This is a genomic window from Acetobacter nitrogenifigens DSM 23921 = NBRC 105050 (genome assembly GCF_000429165.1).
Taxonomy (GTDB): domain Bacteria; phylum Pseudomonadota; class Alphaproteobacteria; order Acetobacterales; family Acetobacteraceae; genus Acetobacter; species Acetobacter nitrogenifigens.
The window spans coordinates 1-14,096 of sequence record NZ_AUBI01000031.1 but is presented as its reverse complement, the minus strand read 5'-3'; the positions used below and the strand labels follow the sequence as shown (position 1 = coordinate 14,096).

At 60.4% G+C, this 14,096-nt stretch carries 11 protein-coding genes and 1 pseudogene; 8 read left to right on the top strand and 4 right to left on the bottom strand.

Features of this window, described 5'->3' with window-relative positions; genetic code table 11:
* From G442_RS0118120 to G442_RS0118110, 3 genes are all read left to right on the top strand, one after another.
* A partial coding sequence (locus G442_RS0118120) for an IS5/IS1182 family transposase (protein ID WP_026399107.1) occupies positions 1–312 on the top strand: 312 nt, incomplete at its 5' end.
* Between the two features lie 326 nt (positions 313–638).
* Positions 639–1,793 (top strand): 2-C-methyl-D-erythritol 2,4-cyclodiphosphate synthase, encoded by a 1,155-nt coding sequence (gene ispF, locus G442_RS0118115; RefSeq protein ID WP_026399106.1) that lies wholly within the window; start codon positions 639–641, stop codon positions 1,791–1,793.
* 31 nt (positions 1,794–1,824) lie between these two features.
* Positions 1,825–3,423 (top strand): hypothetical protein, encoded by a 1,599-nt coding sequence (locus tag G442_RS0118110; protein ID WP_051292524.1) that lies wholly within the window; start codon positions 1,825–1,827, stop codon positions 3,421–3,423.
* A 34-nt stretch (positions 3,424–3,457) separates the two neighbouring features.
* On the opposite strand, the gene G442_RS23305 is transcribed toward G442_RS0118110, so the two are convergent.
* Entirely contained in the window at positions 3,458–3,958 is a 501-nt protein-coding gene (locus G442_RS23305) for a DUF3574 domain-containing protein (RefSeq protein WP_026399104.1), read from the bottom strand.
* The gene (locus tag G442_RS0118100) at positions 3,955–4,851 is read right to left on the bottom strand and encodes an NUDIX hydrolase (protein WP_051292525.1); all 897 of its coding nucleotides are present in this window, start codon (positions 4,849–4,851) and stop codon (positions 3,955–3,957) included. Before G442_RS0118100 ends, G442_RS23305 begins: the two co-directional genes overlap by 4 nt.
* 249 nt (positions 4,852–5,100) lie before the next feature.
* Between G442_RS0118100 and G442_RS23300 the strand changes: the two genes are divergently transcribed.
* The 5 genes from G442_RS23300 to G442_RS0118075 all read left to right on the top strand — a co-directional run bounded on the left by G442_RS23300 (position 5,101) and on the right by G442_RS0118075 (position 11,491).
* Positions 5,101–6,999 (top strand): ABCB family ABC transporter ATP-binding protein/permease, encoded by a 1,899-nt coding sequence (locus G442_RS23300; RefSeq protein WP_174766907.1) that lies wholly within the window; start codon positions 5,101–5,103, stop codon positions 6,997–6,999.
* 58 nt (positions 7,000–7,057) lie between these two features.
* Positions 7,058–7,342: a hypothetical protein gene (locus tag G442_RS0118090; protein WP_026399102.1), complete on the top strand. Its 285-nt coding sequence runs from the start codon at positions 7,058–7,060 to the stop codon at positions 7,340–7,342.
* A 179-nt stretch (positions 7,343–7,521) separates the two neighbouring features.
* Positions 7,522–7,821, top strand: coding sequence for a 50S ribosomal protein L28 (gene rpmB / locus G442_RS0118085; RefSeq protein ID WP_026399101.1), 300 nt, complete (start codon positions 7,522–7,524; stop codon positions 7,819–7,821).
* A gap of 220 nt (positions 7,822–8,041) precedes the next feature.
* On the top strand, positions 8,042–10,135 hold the full coding sequence (gene fusA, locus G442_RS0118080; RefSeq protein ID WP_026399100.1) for an elongation factor G: 2,094 nt from the start codon (positions 8,042–8,044) through the stop codon (positions 10,133–10,135).
* Between the two features lie 291 nt (positions 10,136–10,426).
* A complete protein-coding gene (locus G442_RS0118075) occupies positions 10,427–11,491 on the top strand; it encodes a sulfotransferase family protein (protein ID WP_026399099.1) in 1,065 nt (354 codons plus the stop codon).
* 33 nt (positions 11,492–11,524) lie between these two features.
* On the opposite strand, the gene G442_RS0118070 is transcribed toward G442_RS0118075, so the two are convergent.
* Both G442_RS0118070 and G442_RS24635 read right to left on the bottom strand, forming a co-directional pair.
* Positions 11,525–12,517, bottom strand: coding sequence for a glycosyltransferase family 8 protein (locus tag G442_RS0118070; protein ID WP_026399098.1), 993 nt, complete (start codon positions 12,515–12,517; stop codon positions 11,525–11,527).
* Between the two features lie 919 nt (positions 12,518–13,436).
* Positions 13,437–14,096, bottom strand: a pseudogene (locus tag G442_RS24635) (IS5 family transposase); the annotation flags it as partial.

Sequence of the window (14,096 nt, the reverse complement as noted above, 5' to 3'; positions counted from 1 at the left end):
CTTCCCTCGGCCATGGCCCTCCTTGACGCATTGCCGCACGCCCCGCGCTACGTCGTCTGCGATCGGGGCTATGCCTCGAACCAGTTTCGAGAGGCCTTATGGGACAGGGGTTCACGCCCGGTCATCCCGACAAAACGCAACGAACCGCAAGTAGCCTGCCCGAAATGGGCCTATCGGCACCGACATCTGGTGGAAAACCTGTGGGCACGCCTCAAGGAGTGGAGAGCAGTCGCCACGCGGTATGAGAAAACCGCTACGTCCTTCATGGCTGTCATCTGCATCGCTGCAACAGCAGATCATCTCAAGACCTAACAGGCCATAGTGATGAAGAAGGTGAGGTGCGCGGGATACTCCGGTTGGGCGACGTTATTTCGTGGCGAGGAGTCGTCCCGCGAAAACTACGCCTAAATTTTAATCTCGGCGGCCCGATTGGTCGGTTCAGTTGCCGATTCACAGCCCGACGTAGACACACTGGATGTCCGCGTGGCGGCAATGGCCGTATGTTCGAACTTTCGCGATGGGCTTGGCGGCTTCCGTTCGCGCAGGGACAAACGCAAGCTCCCCTAATATACAGGAACGCCCGCCCGGATCGCGCAATGCTTGACGGAAAGCTCATCCCGCCGCATTGCTCCGCCATCATGCGTGTCGCCGCCATACTCCTCGCCGCCGGGTCCGGAAGCCGCTATGCGGCGGCCACAGGATCCACCACCGCCAAGCAGTTTGTGACGCTTGCCGGTCGCCCTGTCATTCGCCATGCCGCAGAGGCGCTGGCGCCCCATGTGTCGTTGCTTCAGCCGGTAGGCGATCCGCTCATGCTGGCGGAAGCGCTGAAAGGGTTGGACGCGTTGCCGCCTGTCGTCGGCGGGCGGGAGCGTCAGGACAGCGTCCGCGCAGGGTTGGAGGCGCTGGACGCTTTGCCCGAAGGCGAACGCCCGGACCTCGTGCTGGTGCACGACGGCGCGCGTCCCTACGTCCCGGCGCGGCTTGTCGAGGCGGTCATCGCGGCCCTCGGCGAACACCCCGGCGCCATTCCGGCGGTGCCCGTCGCCGATACGCTGAAGCGTGGGAAAGGCGGCGTTATCGACGCCACCGTGTCGCGCGATAATCTGTTTCGCGCCCAGACGCCGCAGGGATTCCGTTTTCCCCTGCTGCGCGACCTGCACCGTTCGGCGCAGGCGGCGACGGCGACGGACGACGCGCTGCTGCTGGAGGGCGCGGGCTTCAGCGTGGCGCTGACGCCGGGTTCCGAAGACAATATCAAGCTGACTTATGAGGAGGATCTGGTGCGCCTGGAACGCCTGATCGGCCCGGCCCTGCTGCCGCGCACCGGCTTCGGCTACGACGTTCACGCGTTCGCGGAGAACCGTCCCCTGATCATCTGCGGCATCGACGTGCCGCACACGCGCGGCCTCGCCGGGCACTCTGACGCCGATGTCGGCATCCACGCATTGTGCGACGCCATTTACGGTGCGCTGGCTGAAGGCGATATCGGGCGGCACTTTCCGCCGAGCGACAACGAATGGAAGGACGCTGACAGCGCGCGCTTCCTCGTCCATGCGGGCGAACTGATTCGTAAAAAGGGCGGCATGCTGATCAACGCGGACGTCACGCTGATCTGCGAACGCCCGAAGATCGGCCCGCACGCCACTGCGATGCGCGAGCGTCTGGCCTCGCTGCTGCAGGTCGATATCGACCGGATTTCCGTGAAAGCGACCACGTCCGAACGCCTTGGCTTCACAGGCCGCGAGGAAGGCATCGCCTGCGCCGCGAGCGCCACCGTTCTGGTTCCCTGATCGCGATGAGCGTCGGCGGAACCACGTCTCAATGCGCGTGGTGACGGCCGAACGCTCCATCGTTCGCCGCTGTTTCACGCCAGCGCTCTGGGCTGCAGCAGCTCTCGTTTATGCTGCGATCGCTTTTCACGCGTCGTCGCTGTGGCCCAAGACCTCGGATCAGACTGGCTATTTTCTCGCGGGCGTCGAGGCCGCTTCTGGCGATTGGCGTCTGCACGGGTGGCGTCTGACGGCGCCTGATTTCTGGACGTCGGACATCGCCCTGACGGCAGTTCTATCGGGTATCTGGCGTTGCGTCGGGCGCCCTGCCGCAAGCCCTCTGCTCCTGATGTTGCAGCCCGCCATACTGTGGACGGCTGTGGTCGCTTCGGCGTTGTGGTTCGCTCTCCGCCGCCTGCCGCAGGGGCAGGCGCGATTCGGCGGTGGGCTGCTGCTCGCAGCGTTGCTGGCCGTGCCGCTGATGCGGAGCGAAACGGCTTACTTTATCACGCTTTCCGCTATCCATATCGGCACGATTCTCTACGCGATATGGGCGTTTCACTTCATCGACGCCTTCATGGCGCGCCCGTCCGGCAAGCGTCTCGCGGCGATCGGGGGACTGCTCTTTCTGGGTGTCCTTGGCGATCCGCTGATGCAGGTCGTGGGGGTCGCGCCCGCTTTGCTCTGGTCCTGGCTCGGAGCCGGGTCACAAAAGAGCAGGACGCGCGTCGCGGCCGTGGCCGTCATGGCGGCGATGTTGGCCCCCGCGATCCTCGCGCTCAATGCTGCGACCGGCGGCTTCATGGCGGATCGCCTGGCGCCCCGTTTCGCAGACTGGAACGACATTGCAGCCAATATCGGCGTAACCGCGCACTGCGTGCTTCTCGCTTTCGGGGCTGATCCGTTCGGGCGGGTGGTTACGAACGTGGCTCCGGAATTGACCAGATTACTGCTGCTGGCCGGATGCGTGTGGTGGGTGTGCGTGGGCCGTCTTCGGGTCGAACCAATCGGTCGTGGCGCCGCCAGCGTCGTTTCTGGTCGGACGGACGAGTCCGAAGCCGCGGGGCCTTTCCTGCCACTGCTCCTGCTCGCCAGCGCGCTGGATCTTTTGAGTCTGGTCTTCAGCGACCGGCTGGCGGTCGAACAACGCTCCATAGCCGCCGTCCGGTATCTCTTTCCTCTCTGGCTGAACATGAGCGTGGTGGCGGCCCTGCTGTGCGCCCGCGCCAGACTGCCGGTTCTTCTGGCCGCGCTGGCCTTCGTGGCGACGGCGGCATCCGACATTGGCGCGCTATCGCGGCGTTCGACGGGCGTCCTGTCCAGCGAGGACAACGCATTGCTGGCGACGCTGCTGCGACGTGAACCGCGGCTGGGCGTCGGCACTTGGTGGTCGTCCCTCAATCTGGAGGTCGCGTCGCTGGGGCGTGTCGTCGTGTTGCCGGGAATTCGAGATCCGGAAGGGCGCATCCAGCCGTTTCAGCATATTCATCGGACGTTTTCATTCGACGCGCTGCGCGGGGGGCCATTCTTCGTGCTCGTTCCGCTTCCCGCCGAGACGTATGACGAAGCGGACGTGGTGCGCAGCTTCGGTCAGCCCGAGACGCGCTACCGGATCGGGCGTTTCATCGTTCTCCACTACCCGGCGCGTTAACGCCGGACGGGATATCCAAAACGGGACCTGCGCGTCAGAACGACGAGCAGTTCCTGACCACGGTCATGCCGACGGATTGCTGCTGGAACAACGTCCGGTAACGGGTCCGGATCGCGTCCAGCCGTGCGCGCAGGTCCGGCGCGTATGGAGAAACGATCCAGACAAGTCGAGACGGTTCGGAGCCGATGTGGTTGGTCTCGCGGTCGCGCCACTGTCCGTAGCCACTCTGAACGGTCAGCCCGTCCGGGAAGCGCGGCGTGATTTCGGCGGCGAGAAAGTCACGCCACTGCGGGTCCGTGATGACGCCGCCCCGCGGGCGGGTCATGCCGAACATGAGCGTGATCTGCAGACCCGGTTCGGTGCCAAGTCGTGCGCAGACGCCGGAAAGAGAAGCCTGTGCGTCGACGTTGGACGTCACCGGGGTTGGTGTCGTGATATCTGTCGCCGGGGGCTGGGCGACTTGTGGTGGAGCGTTTTTGCACCCTGCGAACGCCAGAAGCACGGTCATGGCAGCGACCCGGTGCGGGGCGATCATGCTGCGGCGCCTTCGTCGTCGAACACAGGGCCGTTCAACCCGGCCCGCAGGACCCGTCCTTCCGTCGATTCAGGGTCGATCATCCCGAAGCGCAGAAATAGATCGATCAGCACCAGATTGACGTTGAACTTGAACTCGTCCGTATCGCGGACCAGCGCGAACACGTCGGAAAGGGGGAGGAGGAGAAATTCCTCGACCTCTCCGTCGGCCGGGCGCGGCGTGAACGTCTCCGGCAAAAGCAGGTCGTAACAATGCAACGCGTCACGCCGCAGCCCCTCGGGGCGATCCATCGCATAGCGGATCACGCCCACGCCCCGGGCCTGCCGCGTCACCTCCGGCGGCAGGCTCGCCTCTTCCTCAGCCTCCTTGAGAAGCGCCTCGTCCGGCGTGTATCCGGCGGGCACGCCACCGGCCACGAGGTGGTCGAGCTTTCCGGGGTCGAGGCGCTTGTCGCGGGCGCGCCGTCCGACCCAGAGATGCAAGCCGTCCGAACGCTGCACGAGACCGTTCATATGCACGCCGGTCGCAAAGAACCCAAACAGGGGGAGGGCGCCCCGATCGATCCGCCCCAGCGCCGGGCCGCCGGGCGTCGCCCGCACGTCGAACAGTTCGTCATGTGGCCGATACAACCCCAGTGCAGCGAGGCGCCGCCCGAGAGCCTCAAGCTCGGAGGCGTCGGGGAGAGCGAATCCGTCGCGGTCGTTCAATCCCGCCTCGTGCAGCGCGGCGGCGGCCGTCGGTTCGACCAGTCCCGCCACGTGTCCTCCGAGGCGAAAAGGTCGCCTCTCGACGTCAGATCGTCGTGCGTTGCACGCATGGATATGGCGCATGAAGCCATCATCCGTGTCGGCTGTGGCGTCGCTTGAGGGAGAGATGAGGGAGAAGGGCGTCATTGAGGACTGTTCCGCGCCTGCGCCGGGCGTTTTCGTAGAGATGGGAGGCGGCGGCGTCAGCCTTCCATGTCGGTCCTGAGCGTCGGTCATGCGCGGACCCGGATGCCGCGCGTCTTCGTTCAGGCCTTTACGTTCCGATACAACCCGGCGGCGCGTGTCAGTCAAGTCGGCGCAAGATGATACGATGACGTGCCGATTCCTGGGCGCCGGGCCTTGCAAAACAGTAGGAACGGGCCACATCCAGACCCGATGAGCCCCTCTTTACGCATGTCGGCGGCGCCTGCCGCCCCGACGCCCGCCCGCCCCGTGAGCCCCACCGGCGTAACCCTCGCCCGCCTTCTCCCCTATCTCTGGCCGCGTAACGACCCTTCGTTGAAGCTGCGCGTGGTCGGCGTGCTGGCGCTTCTCGTTCTGGCCAAGGTGGCGGCCGTTTTCGTTCCGTACGTATACAGCGCCGTCGTCGACCGGCTGTCGCATCCCGGGTCGGTCGCGGCGACGCCGATAGCCCTGATCGTCGGCTATGGCCTCGTTCGTCTGGCGTCGTCGGCGTTCAACGAACTGCGCGACGCCCTGTTCGCTCCGGTGCGTTTTCGCGTCGCGCGTGACGCGGCGTTGCGGAGCTTCGAGCATATGCACCGCCTGTCGCTGCGTTTCCATCTGGACCGTCGGACCGGCGGCGTCACACGCGCCATCGAGCGCGGGACCGAAGCGGTCGAGACGCTGTTGCGCACCGCTCTGGTGATCGCTCCGACGCTGCTTGAGGCGTTGATGGTGATCGGGCTGATCTGGGGGATGTTCGACTGGCGCTACGCGGCGCTGATCTTTCTCGCCGTCGTCGCCTACGTGGCGTTCACCTTCGGCTTCACCGGCTGGCGCATCGGCATTCGCCGACGGATGAACGACATCAACAGCGAGGCCACGGGCAAGGCGCTGGACAGTCTGCTGAATTACGAGACCGTGAAGTATTTCGGCAACGAAACGCACGAAGCGACGCGTTACGGCGACGCCCAGACCCGCTACGCGCGCGCGGCGCTGCACACCCAGTATTCTCTTGGAATGCTCAATTTCGGACAGGCGGCGATTATTGGCGTCGCCATGACCCTCGCGATGCTGCTAGCCGGGGCAGACGTTTCACAAGGGCGCATCACCGTGGGGCAGTTCGTGCTGGTCAACACTTATTTGCTTCAGCTCTATGCGCCGCTGAATTTCCTGGGCTCGATCTATTCTTCGATCCGTACGTCGCTCGTGGATCTGGAACATATGTTCGGTCTTCTGGAAGAGACGGTGGAGGTTGACGATCCGCCGAATCCGTCCCCGATCGCGGCGCGCCTGCGGGATGCTCCGCCGGCCTCCGTGACGTTCGAGGACGTGCGGTTCGGATATCGGCCTGATCGGGAAATCCTGCATGGCGTCAGCTTTTCGGCCCCGCCGGGATCATTCATCGCTATTGTAGGGCCGACGGGGGCGGGGAAATCGACCATCAGCCGCCTGCTGTTCCGTTTTTACGACGTGTCGTCGGGGCACGTGCGCGTCGATGGGCGGGACGTGCGGGACTATAACCAGAGCGATCTACGCGCGGCCATTGGCGTCGTGCCGCAGGATACGGTCCTGTTCAACGACACAATTGGCTACAACATCGCTTACGGGCGTCTTGGCGCCACCAGCGATGAGATCGAACATGCGGCCCGTCTGGCGCAGATTCATGATTTCATCGTTTCGCTTCCCGATGGCTACGAGACGCGTGTCGGAGAGCGCGGGTTGAAGCTGTCCGGCGGCGAGAAGCAGCGCGTGGCTATCGCACGCACGATTCTCAAAGATCCGCGTCTGCTGATTCTCGATGAAGCGACCAGCGCTCTGGATACTCATACGGAACGCGAAATCCAGGCGGCCCTGCGCGCGGTCGCGGCCGAGCGCACGACGGTTGTGATCGCTCACCGTCTATCCACAATCGTCGATGCGGACGAAATTCTGGTTCTTGGCGACGGTCGGGTGCAGGAGAGGGGCCGTCACGCGGAACTGATGAGCCATAATGGCCTCTACGCCGCTATGTGGGCGGCGCAGGACGGCGCTCAGGAAGAAACGCAGGACGAGGCGGATGCGGCGGGCGGCAGCGTCATGCCGGGCGAACCCTCGGTCGTGTTGTCCTGACGGGGCCTGACAGTGTAACTCCCGGCGGCGAAAGCCCGGCCGGGCGACAGGAGACGATATGACGGACAACGCTCAGGCGCCCGAAGGCGGCGCGCAGCAGGTCGAGGTTTCGGAAGAACTGACCAAGTGCGCGATGGTGATCGAACATGCGATCGAGCATCTGCTGGAAGAAAATCATGCGCCGCTGGCCGTCGCGTCGGCGCTGCTTGGCGGCTCGCTCGGCCTGCTCGCCCGTACGATGGACAAGGACACGATCCTGAAGATTCTCGACAGCGCGGTGCAGAGCGTCCGGTCGGGCGAATTGCAGGACGCCGAGCACGCCCGTCGAGGCCACGACTCCTGAGTTTGAGTTCACTCGTGTGGTCCAGTGTCGCCACACGGGTGATTTTCGTCACGCTGCGGACGTTGAAGGCCACACTTCGCTTGACTGTGCGGGGTACCTCCGTCATAAGCCGCGCCTGATCCTGATGACGATAAGCCGGGCGTCGCCTCGGCCTGAATTCTTGACCGAGGATGATTTCTATGTCCCGCCGTTGTGAGATTACCGGCAAGGGCGTGCTGACCGGCAACAATGTCAGCCACGCCAACAACAAAAGCCGTCGCCGCTTCCTGCCGAACCTGCAGGACGTGTCCGTCCTGTCCGACGTGCTCGGCGCGCCGGTTTCGATGCGCGTGACCACGCGCGGCCTGCGCACCATCGAGCACAATGGCGGCCTCGACGCCTTCCTGCTCGGCACGCCGAATCGTGACCTGACCACGGAAGCGCAGGTGATCAAGCGCCGCATTCAGCGCGCGCAGATCAAGAAGCAGGCCAGCGCCTGAGGCAGGAGGCGCGACTTCGGTCGCGCCAGACCTGCTTGAACGTCCTGCATTGGCGGGATGTCTTAGTCTTGTGGCCCGACTGAGGCCGCTTTCCCCATGACGGCTAACGCCGCGGGGAGCGGAAGCGGCGGGCGGGGGCGCGCGGAGCAGGTCTCCTGTCGCGCCCCATCTGTATTATCGGCCCAGTCTATCGGCTCAGCCCGTTTCCCGGAGAAGTGCCTTGTCCGCCAAGTCCGAACTCTCGAAGATCCGCAATATCGGGATCACCGCGCACATCGACGCGGGCAAGACCACCACGACCGAGCGAATCCTGTATTACACGGGCGTCTCGCACAAGATCGGTGAAGTCCATGAGGGCAACACCACCACCGACTACATGGCGCAGGAGCGTGAGCGCGGCATCACGATTACGTCCGCCGCCGTGACGTGCGAGTGGAAAGACCACCGCATCAACATCATCGACACCCCAGGCCACATCGACTTTAACATCGAAGTGAACCGCTCGCTGCGCGTGCTCGACGGCGCGATCTTCATCATTGAAGGCGTCGCTGGCGTTCAGCCGCAGTCCGAGACCAACTGGCGTCTGGCTGATCGCTATAACGTCCCCCGTATCATCTTCATCAACAAGCTCGACCGCACCGGCGCTGACTTCTACCGTGCGTTCGACACGTTGAAGGAGAAGCTGGACATCGTTGCGATTCCGCTTCAGCTCCCGATCGGCGCGGAAGAGAACTTCCTCGGCGTCGTCGATCTGGTCGAGATGAAGGCGATCATCTGGGAAGGCGGCGAGCTCGGCGCGAAATTCCATGACGAAGAAATCCCGGCCGACCTGAAGGAGAAGGCTGAGGAGGCTCGCCAGAACCTGCTCGACACCGCTCTGGCGGTCGATACCGAAGCGATGGAAGAGTACTTCGAAAAGGGTGAAGTCTCGGTCGAAACACTGAAGAAGTGCATCAAGAAGGGTGCGATCTCCGGTGAATTCCGCCCGGTCCTTTGCGGCACGGCGTTCAAGAACAAGGGCGTTCAGCCGCTGCTCGACGCAGTTATCGATTACCTGCCGGCGCCTGACGACGTCGAAGGCATTCGCTGCGCGCCGCCGGAAGACGCGGACGACGATCTCGACGAAAAGAAGCTGCCGATTATCCCGGTCGATCCGAACGGCAAGTTCGCGGGCCTCGCGTTCAAGATCATCAACGATAAATACGGCACACTGACGTTCGTCCGCGTGTATCGCGGCGTGCTGAAGACCGGCGACACCGTTCTGAACACCACGAAGGGTCATAAGGAGCGTATCGGCCGCATCTATCAGATGCATGCTGACAAGCGCGAAGAGCTCTCTGAAGTGCACGCTGGCGACATCGCGGCCTTCGTCGGCCTGAAAGACTCGCAGACAGGCGACACGCTCGCCGACGCGGCTGATCCGGTGGTTCTGGAGCGCATGTCCTTCCCGATCCCGGTTATCGACCTCTCCGTCGAGCCGAAGACGAAAGATGGCGTCGAGAAAATGACGCTGGCGCTGCAGAAGCTGGCTGGCGAGGATCCTTCGCTCCGTCTGAAGACGGATCAGGAAACCGGCCAGACCATTCTTTCCGGCATGGGCGAGCTGCATCTCGACATCATCATTGATCGTCTGCGTCGCGAATACGGCGTGGACGCCAATGTCGGCGCGCCGCAGGTCGCCTATCGTGAGACGATCAGCCGCCCGCATATCGAGACCTACACCCATAAGAAGCAGTCGGGTGGTTCTGGTCAGTTCGCCGAAGTGAAGATCGAGTTCGCGCCGCAAGATCGGAACGAAGGCATCGCCTTCGAGAACAAGGTTGTAGGCGGAACCGTTCCGAAGGAATACATTCCTGCGGTCGAAAAAGGCATCCGCATGCAGTCGAGCAGCGGCGTACTCGCCGGCTTCCCGACGGTGGACTTCAAGTTCACACTGCTTGACGGCAAGTACCATGACGTCGACTCGTCGGCTCTGGCCTTCGAAATCGCCGCCAAGGCCTGCTTCCGTGAAGGCATGAAGAATGCTGGTCCGGTGATCCTTGAGCCGATCATGGACGTCGAAATCACGACCCCGAACGATCACGTCGGTGACGTGGTGGGTGACCTCAACCGTCGCCGCGGTATGATCCAGAATCAGGAGACGGCCGGTTCGACCGTCATGGTCCGCGCTCAGGTGCCGTTGAAGGAAATGTTCGGCTACATTTCGCACCTGCGTTCGATGACGAAGGGCCGCGCATCCTTCACGATGCAGTTCCATCACTATGATCCGGTGCCGCGTAACGTCGCGGAAGAGATCGTGGCGAAGTCGGCCTGATATCTCGGGTGCGATGACGTAAAAAAAAGCCGACCCTCAGGGGTCGGCTTTTTTTATGTGGATTACGTAATTCGCTTCGGCTGTTCGGGTGACTGAGCGCATTCCGTGGAGGCTCGGCAGGTGCTGTCGGGCCAAAATTTTTTCAGATTTGACAGGAGCCCTCGTCGTCCATTTTGACGGAAGGCCGTAGTTGAAGGAAATCGCTTCTAACGGGAGCTATCGCGTCTTTTGCCGGGTCGAGCGTTCTCATCCACGTTGCGGACGAAAAGTGCGTGCATTAGCGTGGGTGTGATGAATGATTCAGATCTCGATAACGACAGCTTGGGCAGCGGTGTAATTTCTCCTCCTCGAACGAACGAGGAAAGCGCGATTCGTGAGGCGTGGTGGCAGTTGCTTGGGCGCCTGCCTTCAGAGGACGAAATAGCGTCGGAACTTGGGCTCGGTTCTGCGGGCGCGGCGACCAGATCGAGGCGTCTGGCCTTATCGGAAGAGGGGCTAGCCCGTGTAAGGCATTTTCGTTTTTTGAATGGCGAAGTGTATGACACCGTTCTCAGCGGAAACAGACTCGCGTTCGTGCATATAGAAAAATGCGGCGGCACGACGTTGCATGAAATGCTGACCACCCAGTTTCCTGCAAACCGTATCTGCCCGGAGCGATTTGATGGTCTGGGAAGCTGGACGATCAACGAATTATCGCGTTTTGACTTGTTTTCCGGTCATTTTGACGTGGCATATTGCCGCTCCATTCCTGGAACAGTCCGGTTGATCACTATGCTACGTGATCCACGTGAAAGATTACTGTCGGTTTACAGGTTCTGGCGCGCACACAAGCCGTCACCCGAGATTGATTCTCACCCACTGATTCCACTGACCCGTACAATGTCTGCGGAGGAATTCTTCAGCGACCCGTTGGTCGATCGAAGCGCGGGCATCCGGGACGCTATTGTTGGACAGTTGATTCGTGAAGGTGAGAAAGGTGAGGTTGGCGCCGACCATATTCTTCGCACGGACCCTGGCCAGGCGCTGAAAAAGGCTTGGAAAACGCTTAAGGGCATGGCTGCGTTCGGGTTCGTCGAGCGCATGGAGGATACGCGCCTCGTGTTGAACGACGCGCTTGGTCTGCAGATGCCTCGGGTCGCGCCGAAACAGGTTTTGACCGACTTGGTCACTAACAGGGAAAGTTTTGTCGTTCGTGAGGAGGAGCCTGTGACCGCAGGGCTTATGGCGCGGCTGGACGCGCTGACGGCGGTTGACAGGGCGCTTTATGGCAAAGCGCGACGACTGTTCGACACGCGTGTGAGAATGATGCGTCTCAAGCGGCTGGCGACAGGGGGAGCAGGCAAAGGTAGGCGCTGATTAAAGGCGAAGTTTCTTTCAGGGACTTTTTCGTCAGACTGCGAATTGGGTTTCGCGCAGATAGCGACGGATACGTCTGCGCCTTAGCGGTACGCGCCACGGTGTGATCAGGCGCAGAAGTTTCCACGCACGCTCCCCATCTCGATCAGTGCGTTCCATATGCTCCGCGTCCGGCATGAAGGGAAAATCCCTCAGCATGGGGTGGGCTTGTAGTATGGCGGCATAAGATTCTTTGAAGCGTCCCCGCCATGGGCGTGAGTCCGCGAACCATGGCTTTTGCGCCCCCGTAAAATGGATCACAGCAGGCGAGATCATGTCTTCAGCCTCGCATTCGGCATAGGTTGAAACGTAGTTATAGCGAGGGGAAAGGGCGAGGCGGTGACCGACCGAGATTGCATTCAGTGCGCTCTGGTCATGAAAACGACAGCGATCCGAATGTTGCAGGAAATACCGCAGGGCCTTGTCGCTTAGTGAAATCCAGGTGTCTCTGGTCGTGGAGAGCACGCCGGAATTAAAATAGTCTCGAGGGTCTTTGATCCCGATGCATTCTAGGTAGTCCCGGGTTGTTCTGGCGCTGGCGTCGTTTTCAGGAATTTTGACATAGGGACGATCCGTTGCGCCGAGGATCAAGCCTTCGGGGACGTCGAAGCTTATAAGGTCAAGGATCGAGCCGACGATCTGGATATCGCCATCAAAATAGGTCAGGTGCTTGTAGTGCTCCGGGATGTTTCGACCTACCGTGAGGCGGGCGAGGGCGCTCGGCGGCACGTGGGTTTTACGGAACACAGCTTCGTCCGGCATCGAGTAGCGCGACGGCGAGCTTGTCTGAAAAATTATCGGCTGGTCACGGAACTCTCGTCGTATTTCGTCAGCCTCTGGCTCAGAAAATCCAACCAGAAACACGAAAATATCGGCAATCGTGCGAACATCGGGCTGGTTGAGAATTTGCGTTGCGGCGACGAGGGTAGGGACAAGAAACCCACGATCGGTCGTAAAAAAAATCGCACGGTTTTTGTCACAGCTCAAAACAGACCTCTTCGTAACGGCGAATGCGACAATGCATGAAGGTAGGCCGCCGCCATGATGGTGCAACGTCAAAAATTGAATGTGGCCTACCAGTTGCGAGAGAAACCATATAGCGAGCGGCTTCGTGCTTAAAAGACATAGCTGCTCGAGATGCCGTGATATTGTAACATTCATATTTTTGAGATTCAACGATTTGAGCTGCAGCTACACGTCAAAATTTGATAAATTTTTGGAACATAAGAGGAACCTTGCGGGCAGAGTCACAGGAGGCGTAAATTAGAGGCGCGTCCAAAAATTGAATTAATTGTAATTTTTTATTTTATATTTTCTGTTAAATGTTAAATTTATTATAAAATATACAATTGTTGCGGAATTTGAATATCGCTTGTTTTGATTTTTTATCAGAATTGTTGGCCCGAAAATTGTAACGTTAATGTGACTGACGTGGGCGGGAGGGCATTACGATCGTTCATTGCGATGTTTCAGTCCGAATGCGTTTCTGTTTCTTCTTGCGTCGCTGAACGATTAACGACGCCTCACAAGCTGCTAACGATCGCGAGCGGGTTCACTGGACGATCAAGGAGCAAGCTGATTTCGGTTTTTTAGGTTGCTCGTGTGTGTTGAAGAAGCCGAAACTGGGTTTCGCGCGCCGGCAAAAGATATATACAGACGGCGGCTTACGACGGTTTGTCTGAGAGATGGTAGGTGTCGGCCTGACGCTGTTCCTGTCATTCACTCTGTCGACGTAAAAACATCAAATTCAAAGTTCTTGAACAACGGTTCAGTTTGCTGACGGGTTGCGGTTATCGCGCGTCGATACTCATCTCAACGGGAGAGCGAATAAAATGCAAGAAACGTTTCGATTTGCGACTCGTTCTTCTCATGGTCGTTAGATATTTAACGTCTCTAGGGCGTGTCGTCAGTTAATTCCGATGATGGCGGAAACGAGTTGCACTGCTGCGAGGAATGTTGACTTCAGCTTGTCGTAGCGTGTTGCAATGCCTCTGAACTGGTTCAGCCTGGCGAAGAAGCGTTCAATGATATTTCTTTTTTTGTAGAGCTGGAAGCTGATTTTCCGTGGATTATGTCGGTTTTTCCTTGAAGGGATAACCGGTGTGATCTGCCGTTTTTCGACCTTTTGTTAAGCGGATCAGCATCATAAGCCTTGTCGGCGATAAAGGCTGCAGGGTCGACTTCATCCAGCAGGGAGGCTGCTTCTGTGATATCCGCTCTCTGCCCGGGCGTCAGTGACACGGCGACCGCCTTTCCCGCAGCATCGACAATGGCGTGGATTTTCGAAGTCAGTCCGCCACGGGACCGCCCGATGGCCTGATCCGCGCCCCTTTTTTACGGGCGCCTGCACTGTGCTGGTGAGCCCGGACAATCGTGCTGTCGATCATCATGTATTCGTTGTCACGATCGGTGGCCAGATGTCGGAAAATCCGTTCGATCACGCCGCCTTCGCACCAGCGACGCAATCGCCGGTGGACGTTTTTCCAGTCACCAAAACGGACAGGCAGGTCACTCCAGGGAATGCCGGCACGGTAACGATATAGAACCGCTTCCACGAACAGGCGGT

Bases quoted from the DNA above. Each gene is read 5' to 3' on its own strand.
- ispF (WP_026399106.1), top strand. From the start codon at position 639: ATGCGTGTCGCCGCCATACTCCTCGCCGCCGGGTCCGGAAGCCGCTAT.
- G442_RS0118110 (WP_051292524.1), top strand. From the start codon at position 1,825: ATGCGCGTGGTGACGGCCGAACGCTCCATCGTTCGCCGCTGTTTCACG.
- G442_RS23305 (WP_026399104.1), bottom strand. From the start codon at position 3,958: ATGATCGCCCCGCACCGGGTCGCTGCCATGACCGTGCTTCTGGCGTTC.
- G442_RS0118100 (WP_051292525.1), bottom strand. From the start codon at position 4,851: ATGACGCCCTTCTCCCTCATCTCTCCCTCAAGCGACGCCACAGCCGAC.
- G442_RS23300 (WP_174766907.1), top strand. From the start codon at position 5,101: ATGAGCCCCTCTTTACGCATGTCGGCGGCGCCTGCCGCCCCGACGCCC.
- G442_RS0118090 (WP_026399102.1), top strand. From the start codon at position 7,058: ATGACGGACAACGCTCAGGCGCCCGAAGGCGGCGCGCAGCAGGTCGAG.
- rpmB (WP_026399101.1), top strand. From the start codon at position 7,522: ATGTCCCGCCGTTGTGAGATTACCGGCAAGGGCGTGCTGACCGGCAAC.
- G442_RS0118075 (WP_026399099.1), top strand. From the start codon at position 10,427: ATGAATGATTCAGATCTCGATAACGACAGCTTGGGCAGCGGTGTAATT.